This is a genomic window from Paenibacillus sp. J22P218 (genome assembly GCF_056269195.1).
Genome location: NZ_JBWDNL010000002.1, coordinates 923,312 through 949,368, shown reverse-complemented (window position 1 = coordinate 949,368; position 26,057 = coordinate 923,312). Strand labels below are relative to the sequence as shown.

The window sequence follows — 26,057 nt, the reverse complement described above, 5'->3', positions numbered from 1 at the left end:
ACGTCAATTTCCCCCTACTCTTCGTATTCCGTAAAGTCGACATTCTCGATAATCCAGCGCTTGCGCGGATCGACCTTGTCTCCCATTAACGTCGATACGCGGCGCTCCGCCTTCGCGGCGTCTTCGATCTGCACTTGAAGCAGCGTGCGCGATTCCGGGTCCATCGTCGTTTCCCAAAGCTGATCGGGGTTCATCTCGCCGAGTCCTTTGTAACGCTGAAGATCATAATTTTTGCCGTATTCCTTCAAGTAATTTTGCAGCTGCTCATCCGTCCAAGCATATCTAACCGTCTCCAGCTTGCCTGATTTGCGAGTAATCTTGTAGAGAGGAGGCTGAGCGATATAGATGCGGCCAGTGTCGATAAGCGGCTTCATATAACGATAGAAGAACGTAAGCAGCAGCACCTGAATATGCGCGCCGTCCGTATCTGCATCGGTCATTATGATGATTTTGTTGTAATTGCTCTCTTCGGCTTCGAACTCCGGTCCGACGCCTGCGCCAATCGCCGCAATAATCGCCTTGTACTCGTCGTTCTTCAGGATGTCGACAAGCTTCGCCTTCTCCGGATTCATCGGCTTGCCTTTGAGCGGCAATATCGCTTGATGCTTCGAGTCGCGGCCTTGCTTAGCCGAACCGCCAGCCGAGTCGCCTTCGACGATAAACAGCTCATTGCGAGTGACGTCCTTCGATTGCGCCGGTGTCAACTTGCCGCCTAGATTGGAGCTCTCGCTCTTCTTCTTGCCGCTGCGAATTTCTTCACGCGCTTTGCGCGCTGCTTCGCGGGCCCTTGACGCTTGTACCGCTTTCTTCAGCAGCATCTGCGCAACTTGCGGATTTTCCTCAAGGAACACCTGCATCTTATCCGAGACAACCGCGTCAACCGCGCTTCGAGCCGATGCGCTGCCGAGCTGATCCTTCGTCTGACCGACGAATTCAACCTCGGACATCTTAATGTTAATGACTGCCATCATGCCTTCGCGAAGATCATTGCCTTCTAAGTTCTTGTCCTTCTCTTTCAAGAGCGCTGCCTTGCGCGCATAATCGTTCATTACGCGGGTATAGGCCGTCTTGAAGCCGGTCTCATGCGTACCGCCGCCGCGTGTCGGGATCGAGTTAACGAAGGAAGCGATCGTCTCGGTGTACCCGTCGTTATATTGCAGCGCTACTTCCACTTCAATCTCGTCACGTTCACCCGCGAAATGAATGACTTCATGCAGCACCGTCTTGTCATCGTTCAAAAATTGCACGAATTGACGCGCTCCGCCCTCATAATGGAAGACGTCCTGCTTCCCGCTTCGATCATCCTTAATCGATACTTTGAGCCCTGAGTTCAGAAAGGCAATTTCTTGCAAGCGCTCCGACAATGTGTCGTAGCTGACGGACGTTCCGCTTTGGAATACGCGGGCATCCGGCTTGAACGTTACTTTCGTTCCCGTCCGGTTCGTCGATCCAGTCACTTCTAGACCGGAAACAGGCTCGCCTACATGCTCTTTGCCTTTATCGTCGACCCAATATTCGAACCGCATCTTATGTACTTTGCCATCGCGGAAGATTTCCACCTCAAGCCACTCGGACAATGCATTCGTAACCGAGGCGCCTACACCGTGCAAGCCGCCCGATTTCTTGTATCCCCCGCCGCCGAACTTGCCTCCAGCATGCAAGATCGTGAACACAACCTGCGGCGTCGGAATACCGGTCTTATGCATGCCGGTCGGAATGCCGCGGCCGTTGTCTTGTACCGTAATCGAACCGTTCTTATGCAGTGTCACATCAATCGCCGAGCAGAACTTGGCGAGATGCTCGTCCACCGCGTTGTCGACGATTTCCCAGACAAGATGGTGAAGACCGGAACTGCTCGTACTGCCTATGTACATGCCCGGACGCTTGCGGACTGCCGTCAAGCCTTCCAGGACTTGTATATCATCGGCCTCATAATTACGGTCTTGGGCCGTCGTATTTGTGAAGAGATCTATTTGCTCTGACATGAGCGTCCCCCAATCCAAAATCACGTTTCTCGTATCTTCAAGCTATTTTAATTCAAGATGTCCTGTTTCGTAAAGACGCCAAAGGAAACGATCAATCCGCAAATCCCCCAAATCGCAAGCACGACAAGGGAAAACGGGAGCGACATTCCTTCAATCGGCGGCGGCGACCCTTCAAGGTAACCCGTTAGATTCAAGTTAACAGCGAACAAATATTTCGCGCTCGTCCACGAGGAAGACATATTAGAAAGAATCGTGCCCGTGATGATCGCTGCCATCATCGTCAGCATGCTTGCCGCTGTACTGCGTATAAGTACCGACACCATGAGTGCTAGAACCGCTATGATTATCGCGGAATACCAGACAAGTCCAGCTTGCATCAGCATATATTGCCATTGCGGAACGGCATGCGCCCCGCTGCTGTCAATCGTTCCGTGAGCCATTCGAAACCCGGTGAAGATTGGCAAGCCCCAGCCCTCATAACCAAAGAACAAGCCTGAAATACCATAGCACAACAATGCCGTTACGACAACTGTCAACGATGCATATAGGACTAAGGCGCATAGCTTGCTGAACAGCACCTTCCATCGCCGAACCGGCCTTGTGAGCAGCAGCTTGATCGTCCCGCTCGTCCTCTCGCCGGATATTAAATCCGATCCAAGCGCGAGTATGAGCAGCGGAATAAAAAGCGTTACCGAATTGTTCAGAAATCCTCTTGTGAACGTAACCGCATTGGGAGCGCTTGGGTCAACATCATGATCCAAATAATATTGGAGCTGTCCGAGAAGAACGCGTCTGCCGCGCTTCCATTCCTCGGGAATGCGGTCGCTGGACACCGTATTCTCAATATCGGTCATCCGCTGCAGCACTTGACTTCGCCAATCCGTAAATTTATCGGCATTATTCTGAGCAACCTTAAGCTCAGCATAGGTGAAAATAGGAATTAAAGCTAACAATATCGCGATAATGACGTAAAATCTTTTTTTCTTCCAAATCTTCAATGTCTCATTCTGGATGAGAGGCAACAGTTTATGCAAGCGTTTCGCCCCCTGTCATGCTAAGGAACAGCTCTTCAAGTGTCGGTGCGATTGGCAGCGCCGCAAGCACGCCGACTTGATGCTGAACGAGTGTTTCTATCATCGGTGCTATAAGCTCCTTGGACATCACTGTAACAATAGCGCCGGGTAGTGAAGCCAGAATAGCCTCATCCAACCGATGCTCATGATCAGAGACGAAGTGTACCTGTCCCGTCTCCTCAAGCAATTTCCTTCCTGCTTCCGGCTTTTCCAACTGCCAAACCACATAACTTTCCGCTCTCTCCACAAGCTCCTCTACGGAACCTTCAGCGATGACAACTCCTTCGCTAATGATAGCGACACGGTCGCAAAGCAATTGAATCTCGCTTAACAAATGGCTGGAGATCATTACACTTAATCCATCTGCGGCAAGCTGCCTAATAAATTCGCGAAGCTCCTTAATCCCTTTCGGATCGAGACCGTTCGTCGGCTCATCGAGAATGAGCAGCTGAGGCTGTCCCAGCAGCGCTTGCGCGATACCTAATCGTTGGCGCATGCCAAGCGAATACGTTTTCACTTTATGATGAATGCGATCGTCAAGCTGGACGATCCGGGCGACCTCTCTTATACGCTCCTCAGTAACGTTATCCAACATGCGGGCAGAGAAGACCAGGTTGTCCCAGCCTGTTAAATAAGTATAGACCTCGGGATTTTCTACAATACATCCGACATGACTAAGCGCTTGCTCGGGATGCCCCGCTATATCATGACCGCAGATTCGCACCGTTCCCGACGTAGGCTTAATGAGTCCGACAAGCATCCTTATCGTTGTTGTCTTGCCGGATCCGTTCGGACCAAGAAAACCGAATATTTCACCTTCCTTGATCTCGAAGCTGACATCCTCAATAATCGTCTTGCCTCTAATCTTCTTGTGAAGTCGATGTACCGCAAGTACTGCTTCCTTCATTGCTCTCTCCGTCCTCTTCGAGCCTTATTCCAATCCGCTCACAATACGTTCGGCTATCTGCTTATACCCTTCATGATTCGGGTGAAAATGATCCTCTGACAGCCGCTTCCCAATTTGACGTTCGAAAAGGTCGAACGTTGGAATCATCATCATATTAGGATGCTTATGCAGAATGGAATAGGCGTTCATATTCCATTGCTGCACTTCCAGGCTGCCATTCCTAAGCTGCTCTACATCGTAAAAGGGATTGTATAAGCCGATATATACGATTGTCGCATCGGCATTTATCGCTCCTATTGCTTGCACGATATTCTCGAAGTCGTCTATTGTCTTCGTTAACGCAGTCATCATGGATGCAATTTGCAGCGCGGACATCGGACGCCCCTTGTTGGCTGCTCTGGCAGATTGAAACAGATCGTTGCCGCCGATCGTGAACAGGATGAGATTCGCACCTTTTATAGCTTGCCGATATCCGCTTCCAAGCTCCAGCTTCTTGCTCAGCTCGCTGGTTAACATGCCGTTAATCGCCAAATTATTGATAATGCGAACCGGCTTGCCCAGCTTTTCTTGCAGACCGGCTGCCGCCAGCTTCACATAACCTTTGCCTGACGTATCCCCGGTTCCCTTCGTTAACGAGTCGCCAAATGCGACGATTCTAATTTCGTTCGCTCTCTCTAGCGGCAGTAATGCGCTAGCTTCCGGTTGCTCGGTTCGATCTGGCGTTACCCCCGCTTCTGCCTTGTAGAGCATATCCTTGACCGCCCAGCCGAAGCCGAGCAGCAGACAGGCGGTCGAAACGGCAGTCATTACCGCAATTATCGGCCATAATAATCGAGAAGAAGTCATCATTAACCATGCACCTCGGCCTCTCATCTATTCCTTGCGTCAACCTGTCTCTGTTACCATGTTTTACAAAAAAGCGGGAATTATGTGATAACACGCAAAAAAAGAAGAGCAGCTCTACCGCGCTCTCCTGTCATTCCGAGACATGTTAGTAAACAACAATGTCTAATATTTGCGATTCCCGACTTCCTTCTCCGCCATCTGCTCCGTAAATACGCTTTCGGATGAGACGATCCGCTTCGGCAGCGTTCGGCCTGCAGCAAGCTCCTGAACGGCCTGCATCACATTCGGTCCGAGCAGCGGATTACACTCGACAACGCAGTTAATTTGGCCTAAGACCAGCTTCTCGAACGCCTTGCGCGTGCCATCAACCGAGATAATAACGATGTCTTTGCCCGGACGAAGTCCGTATTCCTCAATCGCCTCGATTGCCCCCAGCGCCATATCGTCATTATGGGCGAACAATACTCGAATCTCGCTGCCATGCTCCTGCAGGAAACCTTTCATGACTTCCTTGCCCTTCTCCATCGTAAAGTCGGCCGCTTTGCTGTCCAGCAGCTTATATTCATCGTGGCCCTTAATCGTGTCCTGAAATCCTTTGCCTCGCTGGATCGATGGCGATGAGCCCTCTGTCCCGCGCAGCTCCACAAACCCGATCGGCGCTTGTTGATCGCGCATCTTATCGAGCAAGTATTTGCCTGCCTTCACGCCTTCCTCGTACAGATCCGCACCGATATGTGTAACATACAAGGACGGATCGTCAATATCGATAGAGCGATCGGTTATAATGACGGGAATGCCCGCTTGTTTCGCTTCCTTCAATATTTCGTCCCATCCCGAATGAACGACCGGTGCAATAGCAATAACGTCAACGCGCTTCTCGATAAAAGAGCGGATAGCCTCGAACTGCTTCTCCTGTGACTGCTCGGCATTCTCGAACAGCAGCTCGATGCCCGCTTCTTCGGCCGCTTCCTTAATGGAGGTCGTGTTCGCTTCTCTCCAATCGCTCTCCGAACCCAGCTGAGAGAAGCCAAGTACCAACGGACGAGCGGGCGGATATGCCTCGGCTGAAGGCTCTTCTGTATGATTTTGACTTTGCCATTCAGCTTCTAGCGCTAGTTCATTGGAAGGGTTATTGTCTCCCGCCAAGCAGCCCGAGGCCGTTAACAGAATAACGATCGCAAGAACAAATATGTACCATCGCAGCCCACGCTTCAACCATGTCCCCCGCTTCCGCAACCTTAGTTCCCATGCTGCATCATTTTTAGCTCCATTGTACATTAGATCTAACCTATCCGCGAGACAGCACGGACTCGTTTTCTTAAATTTTATGAACGGAGCGTCTAGCGCTAAGCAGCCGCTGGAACACGATGAACAGAAACAGCAGCAGCCCGATGACGATCTTCGTCCACCAAGAGCTTAACGTTCCTTCGAAGCTGATAATCGTCTGAATGACGCCTTGAATCATGACGCCGAAGAACGTCCCTAGGACATAGCCGAAACCGCCCGTAAGCAGCGTTCCGCCGATGACGACGGCAGCGATGGCATCGAGTTCCAGACCAACCGCATGCAGGCCATAGCCCGATAGCATATAGAACGTGAATACGACACCTGCAAGCGCCGAGCAGAAGCCGCTGAACGTATACACAAGAATTTTGGTCCGCGCGACAGGAAGACCCATGAGCAAAGCCGACTGCTCACTGCCGCCAATGGCATACGTATTGCGTCCGAATCGCGTATAATGCGCCAAGTAGATTGCACCAGCAACTACGAGCAAAGCAATAATAACGCTGATCGAGATGAAATGGCCGCCAGGCATCTTAATCTTCGTCTGCGCAACGCTAGTATAGAAGCTGTTGTCGATCGTTATCGTATTGATACTGATGACATAACAAAGTCCACGCGCGAGAAACATACCTGCAAGCGTCGCGATGAACGGCTGGATTTTGAAATAATGAATGATTGCGCCCATAGCGCTTCCGAACAAGCTGCCGATCAGCAGGACTAGCGGAATAACGACAGCCGGCGGCCAGCCTTGCTGCTGGACGAGCGTTGCCGAGATCATCGTCGTTAGCGCAATCATCGATCCGACAGACAAGTCGATGCCCCCGGATACGATGACAAAGGTCATTCCTACCGCCGCGACAATCAGAAACGCGTTATCGATGAGCAGATTATAGAGCACTTGCATAGAGAAAAAGCCCGTGTATCGGAACGATCCCGCGGCGAACATAAGCCCCAGCAAGCAGACGGTTATCACAATCGGCAAATATTGTTTCTTAAGCATGGCGCTTCACCTCCTGTTCGAGCGGATACTTGCGCATTTTGAACCGCTGCACGAGCGATTTGCGGAATGCCTCCGATTGAACTAGGCAAACGATTAGAACGACGATTGCTTTCACGACTAACATAATTTCAGGACGAACGCCAATAATATAGATCGTTGTCGTGAGCGTCTGAATAATGAGAGCGCCGATGACGGTGCCCATCAAGTAGAAACGTCCGCCGTTCAGCGATGTGCCCCCAATAACGACGGCAAGAATGGCATCAAGCTCATACCATAACCCCGCATTATTGCCGTCCGCGCTGGATACGTTCGAACTTAGCAGCAGCCCGGCAACCCCTGCGCATAATCCGCAAAATACATACACGGCGAACATGACTGCGCGTGAACGAATGCCCGACAGACGGCTGGCAGTCGGATTGCCGCCGACCGATTCAATGAACATGCCAAGCGCCGTACGCCTGGTGAGAAGCGCGGCTGCAAGCAGAACGATGAGGACAACATAGATGGAGAATGGCAAAGACCCTAATGCTCCTGCACCAATGTAGTTATACGTGCTGCTATTCACGGTAATAATCTGTCCGCCCGATATGAGCTGCGCAACACCGCGTCCCGCAACCATCAGTATCAATGTGGCAATAATAGGCTGAATGCCGAATACAGAGACGAGCAAGCCGTTCCAAAGGCCTAGCACAACCGAAACGAGCAGCGCCAGAGCTACCGCAAGCATGACGAGGCTGAGCCCATTCTGATCCGATCCTTTGCTGATTAACAAACAAGCGATTGCTCCTGATATGGCGACGACAGAACCAACGGACAAATCAATGCCTTTGGTTGCGATAACAAGCGTCATGCCGATTGCAACCAATATAAGCGGCGCGCCGAAATTCAGAATGTCGATTAAGCTGCCGTACATTTGCCCATTCCTCAGCTCGATTCGAAAAAATGCCGGCGAATACAACAAATTGAACAGCAACAATGCGCCGAGTACGGTCAGCGGCCAGAATAAGTGATGCTTTACCATTCTCTTAACCTCCTGCGATGGCCTGCATCACTTGCTGCTGGCTCATTTCATCATCTGTCATTACTTTTACGACATGCCGATCGCGCAATACCGCGATTTTATCGCTGACGCGCAGCACCTCCTCAAGCTCCGAGGATATGAACAGCACCGACATCCCCTTCTCTGCAAGGGAGAGCACAAGCTTCTGAATTTCGGCCTTAGCCCCAACATCAATACCTCTTGTTGGTTCATCTAGAATAAGCAGCTTCGGCTCGGTCAGCAGCCATCTAGCGAGAATGACCTTCTGCTGATTGCCGCCGCTTAAGTTTTTGACGAGATGCTCCGGATTGGGAGGGTTAATGTTAATCACCTTGATATATTTGTCCGCAATCTCATCCTGCTTCTTGCGGCTAATGGTCTTAAACCATCCACGGCTCGCCTGCATAGCCAATATGATGTTTTCCCTTACGGTCAGCTCTTCAATGATGCCTTCCGTCTTCCGATTCTCCGAGCAGAATGCAATACCGTGATCGATCGCTTGTCTAGGCGAAGCAATGGTCTTCGTTGCGCCTTGCACCGACAGCATGCCCTGATCGGAGCGATCCGCGCCGAACAACAGCCTTGCAAGCTCCGTTCGGCCAGAACCGAGCAGCCCGGCTAGCCCGACTACCTCGCCATTGTGAATACGCAAATCAAACGGTTCAATCCCTCCTTTTCGACCGAGCCTCAGCGCCTCTGCCGTTACTTGCGACAGCTCTTTGCTTGCAGAACCGTGGGCCTTCGGCAATTGTTCAAGCTCGACGAACGCCTTGCCGATCATCTTCGATACGAGCTCTATACGGCTCAGATCGGAGGCTGCATATTCACCGATAAACTCCCCGCCGCGGAGAATGGTAATGCGATCTGATATTTCATACACTTGATCAAGGAAATGCGTGACGAACAAGATGGCGAGCCCTTCGGACTTCAACTTGTTCATGACCTGGAACAGCTGCTTTGCCTCATTGCGATCAAGGCTTGAGGTTGGCTCATCCAGAATAAGCACCTTCGCCGATATATTAAGCGAACGCGCGATAGCGATAAGCTGCTGCACGGCTACCGAATACGCATTCAGCGGCTTTGTAACGTCGATATGAAGCTGCAATCGTTCCACCAGCAGCTTTTGGGCTTCCGCGTGCATCTGACTCCACCTGATTTTCCCGAAACGCCGCGGCTCTCTGCCGATGAAAATATTTTCCGATACAGATAAGTTAGGGCATAGATTGACTTCTTGATAGACGGTGCTAATGCCAGCAAGCTGGGCTTCCAACGGACTGTTGATATGCACAGATTTGCCTGCAAGCCGGATATCTCCATTGTCTATGGAATAGACGCCTGTAAGCACTTTGATTAGCGTCGACTTGCCCGCTCCGTTCTCTCCCATTAACGCGTGAACCTCGCCGGGAAACAATCGAAAGCTTACGTCCGTAAGCGCCTTGACCCCTGGAAACTGTTTGTGTATGCCGCTCATGGCCAGAATCGGCTCTTGTACCTTCTTCATCGTTGCTTCCCCCTTCTATGGAGAAAAAAGCCACCCGCATCCGTCCAGCATGAGAGTGGCTTATCTCTAATCTCTATCCCGTAACGGTTAGTATTTGCGGTCAGGCAATGCTGCCTTCGCTTCCTCGGATGTGAATACGCCTTCTTCCGTCACGATGCGTTTGTCAATTTCCTTGCCTGCAAGTACGTCGTTAACCGCTTGCATCAATTGTGGTCCAAGCAGCGGGTTGCACTCGACGATGAAGTTGATCTTTCCTTCGCTCGCCGCAATGAAGCCGTCCTTCACGCCGTCAACGGAGATGATGATAATGTCTTCGCCCGGTTTAAGTCCTGCAGCTTCGATCGCTTGAATAGCGCCTAGTGCCATATCATCATTGTGTGCATATAACACGTCGATGTCTTTATGCGCTTTCAGGAACGATTGCATAACCTCTTTCCCTTTGGCACGAGTGAAGTCGCCTGTTTGCGAAGCGATCACTTTCAACTTGGAGTTGCCTTTAATGATCTCTTCGAACCCAGCTTTACGGTCGATCGCAGGCGCTGAACCCGTCGTACCTTGCAATTCAACGATGTTCACATCTTCAGCCGCATCCTTGAACTTATCGGACAGCCATTGACCAGCGCGGCGTCCTTCCTCTACGAAGTCCGAACCGATGAACGTTACGTACAGCGATGTATCCTTCGAATCAACTGCGCGGTCCGTTAGAAATACGGGGATGCCAGCATCCTTCGCTTCCTTAAGCACCGTATCCCAGCCCGATTCGACGACCGGCGAGAACGCGATGGCGTCTACCTTCTGCTGAATATATGAACGGATTGCTTTAATTTGATTTTCTTGCTTTTGCTGAGCGTCGGAGAACTTCAGATCGAAGCCCGCTTCCGTTGCCGATGCTTTGATCGATTCCGTATTCGCTGTCCGCCAGCCGCTCTCTGCTCCTACTTGCGCGAAGCCGAGCGTAACTTTTTTGTCCGAACCGCTTGCCGGCTTGTTCTCCCCTTTGTTGTTCGTCCCCTCGTTCGAACCGCCGCCGCATGCTGCCGCGAACAACATAAGACCCGTCAGCGCGATGGCCGTTCCAAGCTTGCTTGCATTCTTCATAGTTGTGCAACCTCCCTTTATCATCACCGTTCTTGCGGTGTGAGGCCATTATAAAACGCTTTCAATCGTGCGGGATACGGAGTTCCATAGGAGTAAGGTTTGATTTATTGGGCGGTTTGCAAGCGATTTCAAAGCATGGTTTGTTTTTATGTTCAAAAAGTGGAATTTTTGGTCATTGCTCCAGGAAGCGTAGCTGATCAAGCGGCAATTTGTTATAGTAATGATGAATATTGCTTGTAAACGCCTTCATTTAAGCCAATACGAAAGGTTCACACACATACGATGAAGCTGATCCGATGGATCTCATCCAGCCTATGGGCAAAGCTATTGCTTATGTTCATAGCCTTAACGTCCATTCCGCTCATAGTGGTCGGTTTGGTCTCTTATCAGAAGTCTTACAACGCCGTATCCGGCCATAGCAAAGCAGCAACGATGCTTGTCGCAGACCAGCTCGGCCGCGATATCGACGTTTTATTCGAAGATACGGGCAAGCTGCTCGAGCTTGAGCAAAATCCGCAGGTGCTCCATTACCTGTTCTCGCAAAGCGATACATACGAGGACGCGAAAGCAATATTGAAGACGTTCGAGCTGTACCGCGAGACGAACAATTTCGAAAGCGTACTCAATATTACAATGGTCAATCTATACGGCCGGGGAATCAGCGAACGCAGAGGCGTATTTCAGATCAACGTCAATCCGCTTCGCAATCCGCATCTCCAGCATCTATTTAACAATTCTGGCGCTGTGCTCATTATTCCGCCCACCGATGCCGATCCGCTCGATCGGCTCGACGGCTTTCAATATCCGCAATCGAATGTCATATCGATCATGGCTACCGTTAAGCAAAGAATAACCCATGAGGTTATCGGTTTTATCATTATTGATATTAACGATTCCGTCGTCGAGCAATTCTGCAACGATGTTCGCATTGGCAAGACCGGTTTCTTCTATGTCGTCGATCATTCCGGAATGCCTATTTTCAAGCCTTCCACCCTAAATCAAGCAGAAAACGCGTTGAACACGGTTAACCTCCAGCCCTATATGAATGCGAAGAGCCATCAATTCGTCGATTCGAATAGCGGCAAGCCGAAGTTTGTCGTCTTCACCACCTCCGAACAGACCGGGTGGAAGATCGTCGGCATTGTCCCGCTTCAAGAAATTGTCGAAGAAGCGAATGCGATTCGCAGACTTATTATTGTGAGCGTGCTTCTGAGCATCATTTTTGCCTTCACGCTTCATTTCTTCATTACGGCTCGCCTGACGAAGCCCGTGCAAGTGCTTAAGAACAAGATGCGATTAGCGGCTTCGGGATACCTTGAGGTTAAGGTCAGCACGAGCGGTAGGGATGAGATCGCCGATCTTGGCACGAGCTTCAACATTATGCTTGGCAAAATCAAGGCACTGCTCGATCAAAGCATCCGTGAGCAGAAGCAAATTCGCAAAGCCGAGCTGCGTGCGCTGCAAGCTCAGATCAATCCGCATTTTCTATACAATACACTCGATTCGATCGTATGGATGGCAGAAGCCGGCAAGAACAGCCAAGTTATCCAGCTCGTACAGGCGTTGTCCCGCTTCTTCCGCATCAGCTTGAACAAAGGTCGCGATTGGATCACATTACGTGATGAGCTTGAGCATGTACGCAGTTATTTGATCATCCAACAAATGCGTTACCGTGATATTTTGGACTATGCCATAGAAGTTGACGAAGAGCTGGTAGACTACTCGATTCTCAAAATGACACTGCAGCCCATCGTCGAGAACGCACTCTACCATGGGATCAAAAATAAACGCGGCAAAGGCTTCATTAAGGTTACGGTAACAGCAGACTCGTCGTTATTGCTTATTACCGTAGAGGATAACGGTATCGGCATGAGCGCCAAGCGTTTGTCCGCGCTGAGAGAGCAGCTTAGCTTGCAGCGGCAGCCAGATGAATCGGGGTCGCAAGTATCGGGCGGTTTCGGTCTGCATAATGTCCATCAACGCATTAAGCTCTATTACGGGGAAGCCTTCTCTGTTCGCATTGATAGTGTCGACCACGAAGGCACGAAAGTAACCATCTCTATTCCGAAGAAGCGAGGATGACGCCGTTATGAAAAAAATTATGCTCGTCGACGACGAAATACTCGTAAGGGAAAGCATACGCGATTGCATTAATTGGGAGAAAGAAGGCTTCATTTATTGCGGAGACGCCTCCGACGGCGAAGTCGCATTGCCGCTCATTGAACAGCTTGAGCCTGATATCCTCATTACCGATATCAAGATGCCGTTCATGAATGGCATCGAGCTTTGTGAAATCGTACGTACCCGAATGCCTGACGTGAAAATCATTATATTAAGCGGGCATGACGAGTTCGAATATGCGAGGGCCGCCCTTCGCGTCGGCGCAATGGAATATTGCCTGAAGCCGGTAAGCGCTGCCGATATCATTAGGCTGCTGCAGGAGACGAGCAAAGTGATCGATAAGGAACGGCAAGAGCGAGAGCAGCGGCATTTGCTCCTTCAGATGCAAAGCAATCACGCAGTCAAGACGCAGCAAAAGCTGCTAAATGACTTATGCTGCGGTCTCATTGCTACGGCAGAAGCGATGCATACGGCATCTCAGCTTAACGTAACGTTACATGCCAAGCATTACGTAACAGCTATTACCGATATTCGAGGCAATGATGGGCGTGAGCGGATAAGCGCCGATCTCATTCAAGAAGCGGAGCAACACATGTTAGGCGAGCTTTCACGGCTGCCCATAGAGCTATTGACCTACAAACGCAGTCAAACGGAGACCGTCTGGCTGCTGAAGGGACGTACAATCCTGCAGCTTGAAGAGGCGCTCCTTTATTTGCAAACGAATCTGAAGGATCAGCTTGAGCATTCATTTCCATGCACACTTGCGCTTGGCATCGGGAGTATCCATGAAAGGCTGCAAGGCGTTCATGCCTCCTATCTTGACGCTGAAGACGATAAGCATTGGCGCAGACTGTCGCAGCATAATCGATTAGCGCTATTCCAGGCGGCTAGCCGCACGCAACAAGTACAATCGTCAATGCCCGACCGGCAGCGCTTCATCGATTTCCTGAAGCTGGGCTCCGAGCATGAAGCGGCAGAGCTGCTTGCTTCGCTTGCCGACAGCTTCCGTTTTGTCGATTGGAAGGATTCCTTCTACGGCTATTATTTGTTGAATGATTATACGATTGAAGTACTTCAAACCGCACATGGACTGCATTTCGCCTCTTCCTCCCCTGCTGAGACGATGAAGCAATTCGAGCAGAAGATGAGCATGGTTAGGAGCGCCAATGAAGCATACGCTTATTTGCAATGGCTGCTCTCGCAATATTGGCAATGGCGTTCGGGTGCTGCAGATAAATATTCGGAAATGCTCGAGCAAGTGAAAAGCTATATTGTCAAAAACTACAGCAACGACCAGTTGACGCTGCAGGATGTCGCAGACCATGCGATGGTAAGCCCCAGTCATCTAAGCAAAGTGTTCAGCCAGGAATGCGGCCAAACCTTTATTGAATTTCTGACCCAGACGCGCATTCGCAAAGCGATGGAGCTATTGCTGTCGACGAGCTCCAAATCCTACGAAATTGCCCATCGTGTCGGCTACAACGATGCGCACTACTTTTCTAACTTATTCAAGCGGGTTACAGGATTAACGACTACTCAATATCGTAAGCAACAGTTGCAGAGCAGCGGCTTGCACGCTGAAGGAGCATTACATGAGTATAGCAACCAGTAACGTGAAACGGATCAGTATCGTCGGCTTTTGCATGGTCATGCTCCTTCTATTTGCATCGGCATGTAAGGAGAATAACGTGCAGCCAAACAAAGAACTAACACCAAAACCGACTGCAATCACAGAAGCTTCATCCCATCAATTCGGCATTATCTATCCTATGGCTCATCCTTATTATGAAACGGTAACTCAAGCAGCGCTGGAGGCGGCGGAGAAATATAAAACGAGGTTAATCGTCAAAGCGCCGGATGAAGCTAATCTAGAGCAGCAAATTCGAATGATGGAGACGATGATTGCTCAGGATGTAGATGGCATTGCCATAGATCCAATCGACGCCGAAGCGCTCACTCCCGTCATTGACAAAGCGATTATGGCTGGGATTCCTGTCATTACATTCGAGTCGGACTCCCCTGCCAGCAACCGACTGGCGTTCATCGGAACGAACAATTATAAGGCTGGCGAGCAGATGGGTCAGATGGTCGATCAGCTGTTGAAGGGCCGGGGAATGATTATTGTCGAAACCGGCATAACGAAGATGAGGAATGAGCAAGAGCGACTAAGCGGAATGCTTGCTTATTTGGAAGCGCAGACGGATATTCAAGTGCTGGAAGTTACGTACAACGAAGGCAGTGAAACCGTCGCATTGACGGAGCTAGAGGCGATGATTGATGCGCATCCGCATTTCGACGGCTTCGTCGCCATCGATGTCATATCCGGATCAACATCTGTCCTCGTATGGAAAGCACAAGGCCTGAATCGTTACGCGCTTACCTTCGGTATGATGCCCGAGATTGCCGAAGCTTTGCGCAATGGGCAGCTTACAGCAGCGCTCTCTCAGAACGAGCATATGTGGGGGACAGAAATTATCGAGACGTTGGAACAAGCAGCTAGCGGGCTCGAAATTCCGGATAGAATCGAGACGGGAACGAGCGAAGTGACGTTTGAGGATGTAACGGATGTAACTCCCGCACCGTCGCAGGAGTAGCGAGGACGGAAATGCTGCGGTCGATTAGGCGGTATATATGAGCTAAATCTGCTGAACACCGCAAATTGTATGCGAAATTTCATACAAAATTTGCGGTGTTCCTATCGTTCTCATTCATTTGTTCGAAATATCATACAAAATATGCGGTGTTCCCATCATTTTCATCGAATATGTTCGAATTATCGTACAAAGATCGAGAATTAGGCGATGATTTTGGATTTGTATACGAAAAATCACATAAATTCTCTAGTTATGGCTTCCGGGAACTGGACTTCAAATACCACAATTCGCAGTGACTTCCTGCATAACTTTCACTCTGTAGTGTAGTTCCTATGATCCTTAATTAATTCTTTAAATAAGACAATTGGCTGCTTATAATCAATAGGTTTATGAATCATTCTATTCAGCCATTTCAATCGCTCAATATTATCGATAAAATCATCTTCAATAAACCAAGTAACTTCCTTCATTGTTCCAAGCACACTTCTGTTATTTGTTTTTGATATAACTACTTCTGTGCCATGCGCTATATAGGTATTTATCAAACTCTCATTCACTCCTTCACGGAGTAAATATTCTCGAATGGTCAGCATGAATTTGTTTTTCAATCGATCTATTTGTCCTGTCCTTATTCCATCTATGATAATAGCTAATCTAGTTAAATCATTCACAAAGACGATGTGTTTTCGTTTGTTCAAGTTATAAATATTTACGTGCCAACTTAATAACGAAGCTGCATGAACATCTTCAACTGGAATTGTTTTCATGTCTTTCATTAAATCTTTAGTAAGTCTTAAAGTAATCATTTAGGTCGTCCCTTTCTCACACTTATTTCGTATATCATTGTCGTATTCTCGTCTTCCCACCGACTTAAAGCCCCGAAAGATCTGAGAACGATGCACTTAGTAAGTTAAATGCTATTCAAACCGCTTCCTTACTCCACCGACCTCAAGTTCTATACCGACTCTATCCAGTGACCCTGTGAGTTCAATTCCATTTCTTTGTATACCATCGAATTGGACACTAAATACATGCTTTCTATGCGGAGCTATGCTAACGATATGTGCTTGAACATCAATATCCATATCAGAGTAGCTATGAATTAATATAGGTTTGATCAATACGTTCTCTTCATTTCCATAATTATAAATTGTAAATGAACAATCAGCTTTCACCACTGATTCCACGGTTTGAAAGTAGCATTTACTATCTTTAATTGAATAATCAAAAGAATGGATTCCCTTAGAATTATGCTTAAGAAGAAACATCACTTTTTCGCTTGCTATTGGGCTTATCAATACAAATGCAATGCAACCTATAATAAGGCTACTAAATATTCTAGGAAATCGGTGACGATACGTTCTCGCTGTTCCTGACACGCCAAACAATATTAGCAAAAAACCAAATATAGCTGGCAAATTCAGTCCTGTTTTATCCATATCTGTCCATGGAGACAAACCAATAAATTTAAATAGATATTCTCCAAAAGAATTATCCAAATGATCTTTAGATATAATCAGTAGTCCGAGTAGTAAAATAATTATGTTAATTATACCTTTACTCTTCAAAAGCTTCTCCTCCAAAGTGGTTTCTCTGTATTTTACCCAGACCGAAGACGAGTGCCAGATTGAATAAGCTGTTAGCTGCTGCTCATATAAACGGAGTTCAACGTGAGTCTTTAAACATTTTGAAATTATAAAATTGAATACCCTTTCGTTCCACACTCTTCAACTGAACTAATTGATTCCCGTGCTGTAAGAAAATGATTTGACTGTGTGCCATCAATAATTTGATAACTCGATTAGGTTCCCATCTGGATCTCTGATATAAATTGATGTTATCAGTCCTAATGCTCCTGTTCTTTTAACTGGTCCTTCCACTATTTCGATTCCTTTTATGCTTAATTGTTTCTGAATTTCTTCAATAGATTTTTTAGTTATAAAACAGAGATCTTCTGAACCGGGAATTGGTTCTTGAGCTTTGGGTTCGAACTCACTACCGTATACATGAAGATTTATTTTTTGTTGACCAAAGGAAAGTGCATTTCTGTTAGTACCGAAAGTTACTAGTTTCATGCCTAATATATCTGTATAAAACTCAATGGTTTTAGCCAAATCTTTAACAGTTATTACTAGATGGTCAATTCTCTCTATCATTCGATTAAACTCCTCTCGAATTTTGCAATAATTTTAACTAAAATTCTTGTATTCATGAATAAGGTGTTATATGAATTGGCCGGTATCTTTAAATGAACTAAATAAATACTTTTTTCAATGTTCTTTCTAGGAGCCATTCAAGCAATTCTTCAATTATTATCTTTGTTCCATCGGTATTATCCCATTTATCTTTCTCAAGCGAATTTCTTCTAAGTATGTAGGGAGTAAAAACTTTCTGTATTCTCCAATTTGAAATTAGCTTTGACTCCATTATTACTGATATGAATTTGTTTGTATCCTTTGCACTTCCAATCACTCTAATCCGTTCGTACCTGTCACCCCAAATGAAGGGTGAGCAATAAACTTTCGTTCTAGGTTTAAAATGATTTGTCCCATTGAATTCTATTGTTTTATTAAACTCGATATACATCCCTTGTTCCAAAATATTCCCGACAATAAACCAAACAAATTTCTTTTGTTTTTCTTCTCTTTTACTTATAGCACTATCATTGTTTTCGTCCATTCACTTCACCTATACCAGTCATTTCATCTTACATCTGGGGATTGCGATGTTATGTGTTACCTGTGCCTTCCCTAATTCTCTCCAAGATTCCTACAATCTTTAATCCAACAATTTCATAGATGTTAATTCTATATATCTCTTCTATTTTTATTTGTTTTTCTTTTAAAGAATCGTCAGTCCAGCAGAAATCATACATTGATGATTCATCTGAAATAAACATTCCATTGTAATCCATATCAAATATATCCCGAAAGAACTTAATCGCTTCAAGATCAAAATTATCGATACTTTCAACACTAGCAAATTTAATCATTACTTTTTTTCCTGGTCTAGGTAGTTCATGACCTTTAGATTTATATGTATTAAATTTTTCTTTAAGTTTTATATATGCTTCTTTTCTTGAATGCCCATCACCGTTCATCCAATACCAATTAATGATTCTGGCTTCCCAAGGATACATAGTTAGATCAGTATCTGAAAGATCTAGCATCTCTTGCTGTCTAAACTCAATAGGGTAATCATCAATAGACCAATTTGACTTTGTACCTGATAATACTAATTTGTATATTCTCTTTATCGGTCTTGTGAATTCAGCTATCCTATTCATTAGATTAATCTCCTTTATGCTATTGCACAGGTTTCAAATAACGTTTCTTTCACGAACTTGAGACAGCAACTTATCAGCAGCTTCCGCTTCTCTGCCTATAGACCACATCATAGCCAGTTATCATATAACAATCCTGTTAACATTAATCCATATATTAATAGGACATAATAATAGATTGCTACATAAACTGTTCCAATAATAAAGTTACTACCACTTTTCCATGGTTTTATAAATACCTGACCTACAATGATTGATATAAGAAATGCACTGTAAGATATTAATTCTGCAATACGATCTAGATTCAACTTAATGAAATATACAGTTATCCAATCATTACCAAAAATAATTACCCATAAAAACTCCAAAATCAGAGGTGCAAATAAACAAAGTAAAAATCTTATCCATAAAGCATTGATGTTTTGTTTCTTTACCTTTATTACTATCTTTGCGAGCAGAAATGTTATAACAAGTACACTAATAAGCGAGATTAAATACATATCTGAGAATAATTCTTTATCAATAAAATACATTACAACCATAAACATTGAGTAACCACATATAACGGACATGAAAATAGACATCCATATTCGAATAAATCTACTATTCAAGGTAGCTTTATTTCTAACTTCATTTAATTGCACTTGTACTCCCTCGATTCAATTTTCACCATTTTTGCAGTGATCTCACTTAACGTTTTTGTATTCATGACGTCCCGCCCACTTGCAATTATCCCTTATAATTCACTTCTGCCATTACTTTTAATTGTTGATTTCTATGGTTCAAAAAGCTCTTCATATATTGTTTTAATAAGATTCTTTCTGTGATCCAACCAATGATTCCAAATGGGGCTTCAAATGTTAATTTATCCTTCATTAATGTCATGCCACTTCGTTCTTCAAATATATGTTCATGTCTTAAAGACTTGAAAGCTCCTCTAACCATCTCGTCTACAAAGTATCTAGGTTCTTGATATTCTGTAATCTTCGAGGTCAGTTTCTGTTTGATTAAAAAATGTATTGCTTGAAAAGTTACATATTCTCCGTGATTAATTCGTCCTGATGTTATACCCTCTATTGCTGTTTCATTCGTATGTTTCCATACCGTTTGTGTATGTATATCAATATCTCTAGCCATGTCAAAACATAATTGAATTGGTGCAGCAATTAGAACTTCTGTTGTCACAACGACCAATGAAATGCACCTCATTAAGTAACTAATGGTTTTTGGTTTTATGTTTAGTTCTTGAACTTTAATTGCACTGATTTCGAATTTCTCGACGTCCCACCACCTTATGCCCGAAGGGCGACCGCGATGCGGTTAAGTGATGCGGAAGTGTCCGGATGATTCCTATTCACTGCTACTGAAATGCCTCACTGAATCTACTTCTAATTTCGTGCCGGACCGAGGGCGAATGCCTGATGCGTGAATATGGTGTTTTAGGTAGTCGGTGACTTCTACGATTAAGCATTCAAATATATTTTTTCTCTGATTACTTCACTTTAACTTTTGACTGTTATAATAGCTCATTGCAATCTCATGATTCCAAATCTGTGCTTCAACATAAGGAATTGTTCCTTGTGGGTGCATTGATGCAAGTTTATTCATTAATTCAGCCGTCATCAATGAATTTACCTCTGATAATGTAAATACCTGCCCATGGTATGTAGGATTGTAATATTCTTCAGGTTTATCTCTTCCTATCCAAAATGAAACCATACTATCAGGTAATGTAAAACTTATATCTTCCTCGTTGAAAATAGATAGTGGAATCCTCAGAAAATTGACTTCTAACCCTGCACTCCTAGCATAATTCTCTATCCAGTCACCTGTGCCCAATACAGCATAATATGGATAGTTATGTTTAGGCACTCTACCTTTTTCTTTAAATGCATTTCGTAACCACGTCTCAGCTTCTACCCGGTTGTCCCAATATTGTATGGGTTCCTTAAATCTTTCAAAGAATGGCGTATCATCACATAGTTCTTTCATGACTTTCATTGCTTCGGTCCTTGAAAGTGCAGATAAACTTCTAAAAGGAATGGCATAGTAATAGTGTGTGATATATTCAAACATCATCGTTCCACCATTCTGTTTTTTATATTTTGCACTAATTTCCTATAACGTTTGTGTATTCACGAACGGAACGGACCAATGGCGCAAGCCCGCAGCGTGAATACGGTGTTAGCTGATGCCGTTCCCTTCTTCGAGTAAGCTTCCCCACATTCGTGTCGAACTTATCAATCTCTTATCTTGAAATATAAGTTTATATATGTCTGGCATCGATGTGGACTTCCAAAAATCAAATCCATATTGACTATCAAAATGATTCATCATCAACGTCATAATGTCTCCATGAGTTCCAATTACGATCTTCTTACCTTCATATGTTTCTAATTTGTCTTCAATGATTTTCACAGCTCTTTTCTGTGCCTTCAAACTAGATTCTCTTAAATCTTCTTCAATCTTAACTTCCTTCAAATACTCAATTGCCGTTGGGCGAATGGTTTCTATTGATCATTCATAAGGACTTGAAATGAATTGATCAACATCTTCAGTTTTTAAAAAGTCTTTTATCGTTAATGCATCTAGCATTCCAATCTCCGACAACCCTCTGCTTCTTTCCATGCCCTCAACATATATAGACTCAGCATGTCTGACAAAGTAAATAATGGTTTCCACTTCTATGTCACCGCTTTCTTATATCAGCATTGCAATGGCTTCAACTGACGTCTGCTCATCCACGACATGACCCAGCCATAGATAGCTCTTATCTTAGGCTGGGTCATGTGTTGTCTACTATAACTACCATTATTATACATCCGACAACCAAAGGGCGATAGCCCTTCAGCGTGAATGCGGTGATAGGTGATGTCCCTGTTTACTTCGAGAAGCAATCAAAGACCTTAATTATAATCTACAAACAGTTATTTCAATGGGTATATCTTTAAATTCTTCTTTTAATATTTCCTTTATTCGACCCCATTGTAATTTGTCTAAACCACATCCGATTTCAGGCATTGCTAGTTTATTTAGCAATTAGATCTGGGATGATTGGAGAAGTGCTTGATAAAAATATCCATCGATCTCTATTATCAAGTCATTAGTTCCTTTCATGTTCATTGGTCTTTTGGAATTCGTTTCTGTTTTATGAATATCTGAACTAGTATTAGTTTCATCTAACGTTATCGTATTCACGACGTCCCATCAACTTAGTCCCGAAGGTCGGCCGCGATGCGGTTAGGTGGTGCGGATGTATCCGGCTGTCCAAGCTTCCTCGAAACTGAAATGTTTCTCCGAATCAACTTCTAACTTCGCGCCGGATCGAGGGCGAATGTCCGATGCGTGAATATGGTGTTAGATGAAGTCACCAACTTTCTGAAGAATCTAGATAGATGTCCTTATTCCTTATCTGGCCCGCCTAAGTATTCTGTCTTTCCATTCCAAACATTAATTAAATTATTCCACCAAATTTTTGACTCAGATCTTAAATAAATTTCAAATTCATTAAGCTCAATATTCTCTCGTAGTAATTTATTCTGCAGATCTTCTAGAAATCCAACAGTTGCCCATTCCTTAACATAATCGTCTCCATTAAGATGTAATTCTTCTATACAATCAAAAACCTTATCTAGTTCTTCTATGCATTCCTTCTGATATCTCTCAAACAAATAATCAATAAAATCATAAATATCAACATAAAGTAGTCTTTCTTCCCCAAGTTCATAATTAGCTTTAAGGTAATTAGAATATCTTTTTTTGTAAGACGGACAAGCGTTTATTAACTTGTCCATTACTTGCTCTTTCTGAATCATCATCGAACTCACCTTTGAATAGATCATTAATTTCGAACCTGGTTATTTCTTCTAACGTTGTTGTATTCACGAACCCCACCAAATTAGATAGATCTTATCTTAGTTGGTGCGTGTTGTTGACTGATTCATCTTCCTCGTAATTACTTCTAGGCGACCGAGGGCGGCAGCCCGATGCGTGAATGCGGTGTTATCTGACATACTCTACTTCTTTGAAATTATCTATCATATTGTTTAAAATATCTAATTATTCATTTGTTTTTTTCTATTTGAAAGAATATATATCAAAAATAATACTTGAACTAGGAAATATATTGCTGGTAAGAATAACTCCCATAATCCCCAATCCCATGGAAACGATATATAACCACCAGGAGAGTCTTGTATTTCTAATCTGGCATATGTCATAAATAATAAACCGGGTATCGTAGACCATAAAATCCATTTAATATAATGACTTTTGTTATATGATCTTGTTGCAAGAATTCCGTTCGGTATACCAATAAGAATCAAAACTATGAATTCAATAACATATGAAACGTGTGGGGCCTCAAAATATGAACTATTATAAATGACTCCTAATAAATAATGACTAATGAATATAACAACGAAACCAATAAATAATTTCAAAGTGTATCTATCTCCTATTGATTTTATTTTATGTACTTGGAGTATGTCAGATAACGTTATTGTATTCACGACGTCCCACCGACTTAAGGCCACAACGTGGCCGGGCGCGATGCGCTTAGTCGGTGCGGATGTGTCTGGCTGCCTCCACTTCCCCGAAATGCCTCTGCCAGACCGAGGGCGAATGCCCGATGCGTGAACACGGTGTTATACGATGCATTGGTCATCCTGGAATACTAGAAAATCTTTGACCATTTTTCCTATTTATTTTTCGAGATTTCCAATCATATTTTTGATGTGATCTGGCATTCCAACTTCATTCTTTTTTTCTACTTTAATGCCATTAATATATATATCAATAAACTCCCAATAAACTATTAATTGATCTCTTTCTTTAACATATAAAAAATCCATCCAGCCATCACATACTAACTGATTTGCTGTATTGTAAATCATGATCCCTGAAAAACTATCTAAAGAACCATCTAAATAATTCATACATTTACCTTCAATGCAACTGTTTGACCAATCGAATCTGAGTTCTCCTTCAAATTTATAATAAACCTCCAAATCCTTAATCAATTGTAGTTCAACTTCATTTTTAAGCTTTGGACCCATAGTCATTGCAAGTCCCATCTCATGACCAAAAGGATATTTCATATGATTATTCATCCTTTGATTTCATGTAATTTGCCAATGTTTCGTATAACGTTCTTGCATTCTCGACGTCCGACGGAGTCAGATGTGTCCGGCTGAATCTGCTACCTGGCTTCTCAACTTCGGTCCGGACCGAGGGCGTAGCCCGAAGAGTGAATGCGGTGTTAGCCGATGCTTCCTCTTCTTCGAGTTACCCACCGAAAATGTCTTGTTCTTCTTATGCCCTTATCCGATCTTGACCTTAGATGCTTCTGGCTTTGAGGGTTTACCCAGATGTTCTTGACCTAGGAAATTTCGGCTAACGTTTTGTATTGACGACGTCCTGGCCCCTTAGAGCCGTTGCTTATAGTTGTGAGGCTTGCCAAACACCTGATGTAGTGACGTCCCGACGGGCTTAGGGGTTGGATGTGGTCACTCGCTTCTCAGAGTGACCCCGAGCATCAATATGGTGTTAGCCGAAGGAAGTTCTGGAAGCAGCCATTGTATTTAAGGCGTTCTCAAAATAGCTATATACTTCATCTGCAATTCCCAGAAACTCTTCAACAAGTACATGACTATCCAAGTAACAAGCATACAGATAATCAACTAAAGCGGAGTCAATCTCGCAATAGTCTAATATGGCATACTTCATCTTAATAATGTCATCTTGCCATACACCTGTATCTTCTAAAACCAAAGAGTATAATGCACGAATTAATCTCTTAGAATAACCTTTAATATATCTAGTTTTCATTGTGTTATCATTAGCATTAGAAAGTAAACTATGTATACGATCTACTTCCTCCTTGGTCTCTGTATTTAAGTCTAAAATGAACTCTGGAGAAGTAATTATCGGTGGCACTTTTTCACCAACGTCATGACCATATATGCAAACACAAATTATCTTAATCCAAAAACCCCACTCATTCGGTTTACTTAATACATCGTCAATCGAGCAAATTATCGTATCAATCTTAGTTACTACTGGATATTCTTCCAAAAGCTTGTCTTTAATAATTGACAATCTTTCGTAATCAATATCTTTGGGATTTACACATACAATAGTAAAGTCTGCATCTGACTTAAAAGGTTTAGCAGTTCCTTTTGGAATCGAGCCACACATATAAATGCTATGAATCTTACCTTTAAATTCGGTAAGTATATTTTCTATATACTTATCAACAAAATCCTTATATTCACTTTGTATTACAATTCTATTTATAACTTTTTCTAATATCATATAGACTCCTCCTAAACATGTAAAAACTTCTTTCGGCTAACGTTCTTGAATTCTCGACGTCTGACCGATTAGGATGTGTCCGGCTGAATCTGCTACCTGACTTCTCAACTTCGGACCTTCATATGCCCTTATCCGATCTTGACCTTCATATGCCCTTATCCGAACTTGACCTTAGATGCTTCTCGCTTTGAGGGTTTACCCATATGTTCTTGATCTAGGAAGTTTCGGCTAACGTTGGTGTGTTCACGACGTCCCACCGACTTAAGGCCACAAAGTGGCCGGGCGCGATGCGCTTAGTCGGTGCGGATGTGTCTGGCTGCTTCAGCTTCCTCGAATACTGAAATCCCTCATCGAATTCACTTCAGACTCCTGCCGGACCGAGGGCGAATGCCCGATGCGTGAATATGGTGTTATGTGAAGTATGTGGCTTCTTCGAGTTACTTATAACAATAATTTAGTTCACTTTAATTTTTCCTCTGATAGATCTATTGCAACTGCAAGTTTTATCTGATGCATTTTACTCATGCCTTGTATATATTCTTTTATTGATGTTTTGCTTACAATTGGTTCTGTTGTCATATCTACTCTATCCAACTCGATAAAGGCAATTGATGAACCATTGACTAACACTGTATAAATATCTTCACCTTGTTCTGGTATCCACCCTAAAATATATGCTGTTTTTAATTCTTCAAAAGTAGAGATTATTACTGAAAGTAATCTTGCACCCTTGGGATCGTGAAGTATATAATCATTGGATTTCAAAAGATCGTTTCTATATGATTGTTCTATCATTGTCCCTCTGAGCTTCAGTGAAATCACCTCGAAAATTCGATTTACACGTCTTTAACATAACGTTATTGTATTCACGACGTCCCACCGACTTAAGGCGACGAATGTCGCCGGGCGCGATGCGCTTAGTCGGTGCGGATGTGTCCGGCTGATTATGCTTTCTCGAAATTGAAATGCCACTCCGAATTAACCTCTAACTTCGTGCCGGACCGAGGGCGA

General features: G+C 44.5%; 23 protein-coding genes and 1 pseudogene. 3 read left to right on the top strand and 21 right to left on the bottom strand.

The genetic code is table 11. The features are described from left to right. Positions 1-14: 14 nt before the first annotated feature. The 9 genes from parE to AC0YN0_RS13225 all read right to left on the bottom strand — a co-directional run bounded on the left by parE (position 15) and on the right by AC0YN0_RS13225 (position 10,733). On the bottom strand, positions 15-1,985 hold the full coding sequence (gene parE, locus AC0YN0_RS13265) for a DNA topoisomerase IV subunit B (protein WP_475821631.1): 1,971 nt from the start codon (positions 1,983-1,985) through the stop codon (positions 15-17). Positions 1,986-2,032: 47 nt separating this feature from the next. Further along, on the bottom strand, positions 2,033-3,019 hold the full coding sequence (locus tag AC0YN0_RS13260) for an ABC transporter permease (RefSeq protein ID WP_475821630.1): 987 nt from the start codon (positions 3,017-3,019) through the stop codon (positions 2,033-2,035). Beyond that, positions 3,012-3,965 (bottom strand): ABC transporter ATP-binding protein, encoded by a 954-nt coding sequence (locus AC0YN0_RS13255; protein ID WP_475821629.1) that lies wholly within the window; start codon positions 3,963-3,965, stop codon positions 3,012-3,014. Before AC0YN0_RS13255 ends, AC0YN0_RS13260 begins: the two co-directional genes overlap by 8 nt. Before the next feature lie 24 nt (positions 3,966-3,989). After that, positions 3,990-4,814, bottom strand: a complete 825-nt coding sequence (locus AC0YN0_RS13250) for a GDSL-type esterase/lipase family protein (RefSeq protein WP_475821628.1) — start codon at positions 4,812-4,814, stop codon at positions 3,990-3,992. A 159-nt stretch (positions 4,815-4,973) separates the two neighbouring features. Continuing rightward, on the bottom strand, positions 4,974-6,026 hold the full coding sequence (locus AC0YN0_RS13245; protein WP_475821627.1) for an ABC transporter substrate-binding protein: 1,053 nt from the start codon (positions 6,024-6,026) through the stop codon (positions 4,974-4,976). 103 nt (positions 6,027-6,129) lie between these two features. Continuing rightward, positions 6,130-7,095 carry a galactofuranose ABC transporter, permease protein YjfF gene (gene yjfF / locus AC0YN0_RS13240; RefSeq protein ID WP_475821626.1) on the bottom strand — a complete coding sequence of 322 codons (966 nt, stop codon included), beginning with the start codon at positions 7,093-7,095 and terminating at the stop codon, positions 6,130-6,132. Continuing rightward, positions 7,088-8,116: an ABC transporter permease gene (locus AC0YN0_RS13235; RefSeq protein WP_475821625.1), complete on the bottom strand. Its 1,029-nt coding sequence runs from the start codon at positions 8,114-8,116 to the stop codon at positions 7,088-7,090. The genes yjfF and AC0YN0_RS13235 overlap by 8 nt, the downstream gene beginning before the upstream one ends. A gap of 4 nt (positions 8,117-8,120) precedes the next feature. Beyond that, the gene (locus tag AC0YN0_RS13230; RefSeq protein ID WP_475821624.1) at positions 8,121-9,635 is read right to left on the bottom strand and encodes a sugar ABC transporter ATP-binding protein; all 1,515 of its coding nucleotides are present in this window, start codon (positions 9,633-9,635) and stop codon (positions 8,121-8,123) included. An 87-nt stretch (positions 9,636-9,722) separates the two neighbouring features. Then, positions 9,723-10,733, bottom strand: coding sequence for an ABC transporter substrate-binding protein (locus AC0YN0_RS13225; protein WP_475821623.1), 1,011 nt, complete (start codon positions 10,731-10,733; stop codon positions 9,723-9,725). Positions 10,734-11,015: 282 nt separating this feature from the next. Between AC0YN0_RS13225 and AC0YN0_RS13220 the strand changes: the two genes are divergently transcribed. The 3 genes from AC0YN0_RS13220 to AC0YN0_RS13210 are packed head-to-tail and all read left to right on the top strand — an operon-like array spanning position 11,016 to position 15,448. Beyond that, positions 11,016-12,815 (top strand): cache domain-containing sensor histidine kinase, encoded by a 1,800-nt coding sequence (locus tag AC0YN0_RS13220; RefSeq protein WP_475821622.1) that lies wholly within the window; start codon positions 11,016-11,018, stop codon positions 12,813-12,815. Positions 12,816-12,822: 7 nt separating this feature from the next. Next, complete coding sequence (locus tag AC0YN0_RS13215; RefSeq protein WP_475821621.1) at positions 12,823-14,466, top strand: response regulator; 1,644 nt, start codon at positions 12,823-12,825, stop codon at positions 14,464-14,466. Then, a complete protein-coding gene (locus AC0YN0_RS13210; RefSeq protein ID WP_475821620.1) occupies positions 14,447-15,448 on the top strand; it encodes a sugar ABC transporter substrate-binding protein in 1,002 nt (333 codons plus the stop codon). The genes AC0YN0_RS13215 and AC0YN0_RS13210 overlap by 20 nt, the downstream gene beginning before the upstream one ends. A 311-nt stretch (positions 15,449-15,759) precedes the next feature. On the opposite strand, the gene AC0YN0_RS13205 is transcribed toward AC0YN0_RS13210, so the two are convergent. The 12 genes and pseudogenes from AC0YN0_RS13205 to AC0YN0_RS13150 all read right to left on the bottom strand — a co-directional run bounded on the left by AC0YN0_RS13205 (position 15,760) and on the right by AC0YN0_RS13150 (position 25,841). Continuing rightward, entirely contained in the window at positions 15,760-16,254 is a 495-nt protein-coding gene (locus tag AC0YN0_RS13205; protein ID WP_475821619.1) for a DUF6933 domain-containing protein, read from the bottom strand. 111 nt (positions 16,255-16,365) lie between these two features. After that, positions 16,366-17,016: a hypothetical protein gene (locus tag AC0YN0_RS13200; protein ID WP_475821618.1), complete on the bottom strand. Its 651-nt coding sequence runs from the start codon at positions 17,014-17,016 to the stop codon at positions 16,366-16,368. 213 nt (positions 17,017-17,229) lie between these two features. After that, positions 17,230-17,604: a VOC family protein gene (locus AC0YN0_RS13195; RefSeq protein WP_475821617.1), complete on the bottom strand. Its 375-nt coding sequence runs from the start codon at positions 17,602-17,604 to the stop codon at positions 17,230-17,232. Positions 17,605-17,701: 97 nt separating this feature from the next. Further along, positions 17,702-18,127 carry a hypothetical protein gene (locus AC0YN0_RS13190; protein ID WP_475821616.1) on the bottom strand — a complete coding sequence of 142 codons (426 nt, stop codon included), beginning with the start codon at positions 18,125-18,127 and terminating at the stop codon, positions 17,702-17,704. 49 nt (positions 18,128-18,176) lie between these two features. Beyond that, positions 18,177-18,734 (bottom strand): hypothetical protein, encoded by a 558-nt coding sequence (locus AC0YN0_RS13185; protein WP_475821615.1) that lies wholly within the window; start codon positions 18,732-18,734, stop codon positions 18,177-18,179. Positions 18,735-19,460: 726 nt separating this feature from the next. Then, positions 19,461-19,916, bottom strand: coding sequence for an SRPBCC family protein (locus tag AC0YN0_RS13180; RefSeq protein WP_475821902.1), 456 nt, complete (start codon positions 19,914-19,916; stop codon positions 19,461-19,463). A gap of 312 nt (positions 19,917-20,228) precedes the next feature. After that, complete coding sequence (locus AC0YN0_RS13175; RefSeq protein WP_475821614.1) at positions 20,229-20,810, bottom strand: hypothetical protein; 582 nt, start codon at positions 20,808-20,810, stop codon at positions 20,229-20,231. A gap of 105 nt (positions 20,811-20,915) precedes the next feature. Next, positions 20,916-21,359, bottom strand: a pseudogene (locus AC0YN0_RS13170) (phosphoglycerate mutase family protein). Between the two features lie 773 nt (positions 21,360-22,132). Continuing rightward, positions 22,133-22,549 carry a DUF7674 family protein gene (locus AC0YN0_RS13165; RefSeq protein ID WP_475821613.1) on the bottom strand — a complete coding sequence of 139 codons (417 nt, stop codon included), beginning with the start codon at positions 22,547-22,549 and terminating at the stop codon, positions 22,133-22,135. 885 nt (positions 22,550-23,434) lie between these two features. Further along, the gene (locus AC0YN0_RS13160; protein WP_475821612.1) at positions 23,435-23,830 is read right to left on the bottom strand and encodes a hypothetical protein; all 396 of its coding nucleotides are present in this window, start codon (positions 23,828-23,830) and stop codon (positions 23,435-23,437) included. Positions 23,831-24,278: 448 nt separating this feature from the next. Then, a complete protein-coding gene (locus AC0YN0_RS13155) occupies positions 24,279-25,046 on the bottom strand; it encodes a nucleotidyltransferase domain-containing protein (RefSeq protein WP_475821611.1) in 768 nt (255 codons plus the stop codon). A gap of 459 nt (positions 25,047-25,505) precedes the next feature. After that, complete coding sequence (locus tag AC0YN0_RS13150; protein ID WP_475821610.1) at positions 25,506-25,841, bottom strand: hypothetical protein; 336 nt, start codon at positions 25,839-25,841, stop codon at positions 25,506-25,508. Between the last annotated feature and the right edge of the window lie 216 nt (positions 25,842-26,057).

What these genes read in the sequence shown, in the direction of transcription:
- AC0YN0_RS13220 (WP_475821622.1), top strand. Translation starts at nt 11,016, where the DNA reads ATGAAGCTGATCCGATGGATCTCATCCAGCCTATGGGCAAAGCTATTG.
- AC0YN0_RS13255 (WP_475821629.1), bottom strand. Translation starts at nt 3,965, where the DNA reads ATGAAGGAAGCAGTACTTGCGGTACATCGACTTCACAAGAAGATTAGA.
- AC0YN0_RS13175 (WP_475821614.1), bottom strand. Translation starts at nt 20,810, where the DNA reads ATGATGTTTGAATATATCACACACTATTACTATGCCATTCCTTTTAGA.
- AC0YN0_RS13225 (WP_475821623.1), bottom strand. Translation starts at nt 10,733, where the DNA reads ATGAAGAATGCAAGCAAGCTTGGAACGGCCATCGCGCTGACGGGTCTT.
- AC0YN0_RS13195 (WP_475821617.1), bottom strand. Translation starts at nt 17,604, where the DNA reads ATGATAGAGAGAATTGACCATCTAGTAATAACTGTTAAAGATTTGGCT.
- AC0YN0_RS13235 (WP_475821625.1), bottom strand. Translation starts at nt 8,116, where the DNA reads ATGGTAAAGCATCACTTATTCTGGCCGCTGACCGTACTCGGCGCATTG.
- AC0YN0_RS13150 (WP_475821610.1), bottom strand. Translation starts at nt 25,841, where the DNA reads ATGATAGAACAATCATATAGAAACGATCTTTTGAAATCCAATGATTAT.
- AC0YN0_RS13230 (WP_475821624.1), bottom strand. Translation starts at nt 9,635, where the DNA reads ATGAAGAAGGTACAAGAGCCGATTCTGGCCATGAGCGGCATACACAAA.
- AC0YN0_RS13160 (WP_475821612.1), bottom strand. Translation starts at nt 23,830, where the DNA reads ATGAAATATCCTTTTGGTCATGAGATGGGACTTGCAATGACTATGGGT.
- AC0YN0_RS13190 (WP_475821616.1), bottom strand. Translation starts at nt 18,127, where the DNA reads ATGGACGAAAACAATGATAGTGCTATAAGTAAAAGAGAAGAAAAACAA.
- AC0YN0_RS13215 (WP_475821621.1), top strand. Translation starts at nt 12,823, where the DNA reads ATGAAAAAAATTATGCTCGTCGACGACGAAATACTCGTAAGGGAAAGC.
- AC0YN0_RS13185 (WP_475821615.1), bottom strand. Translation starts at nt 18,734, where the DNA reads ATGAATAGGATAGCTGAATTCACAAGACCGATAAAGAGAATATACAAA.
- yjfF (WP_475821626.1), bottom strand. Translation starts at nt 7,095, where the DNA reads ATGCTTAAGAAACAATATTTGCCGATTGTGATAACCGTCTGCTTGCTG.
- AC0YN0_RS13250 (WP_475821628.1), bottom strand. Translation starts at nt 4,814, where the DNA reads ATGATGACTTCTTCTCGATTATTATGGCCGATAATTGCGGTAATGACT.
- AC0YN0_RS13165 (WP_475821613.1), bottom strand. Translation starts at nt 22,549, where the DNA reads ATGATGATTCAGAAAGAGCAAGTAATGGACAAGTTAATAAACGCTTGT.
- AC0YN0_RS13210 (WP_475821620.1), top strand. Translation starts at nt 14,447, where the DNA reads ATGAGTATAGCAACCAGTAACGTGAAACGGATCAGTATCGTCGGCTTT.
- AC0YN0_RS13205 (WP_475821619.1), bottom strand. Translation starts at nt 16,254, where the DNA reads ATGATTACTTTAAGACTTACTAAAGATTTAATGAAAGACATGAAAACA.
- parE (WP_475821631.1), bottom strand. Translation starts at nt 1,985, where the DNA reads ATGTCAGAGCAAATAGATCTCTTCACAAATACGACGGCCCAAGACCGT.
- AC0YN0_RS13155 (WP_475821611.1), bottom strand. Translation starts at nt 25,046, where the DNA reads ATGATATTAGAAAAAGTTATAAATAGAATTGTAATACAAAGTGAATAT.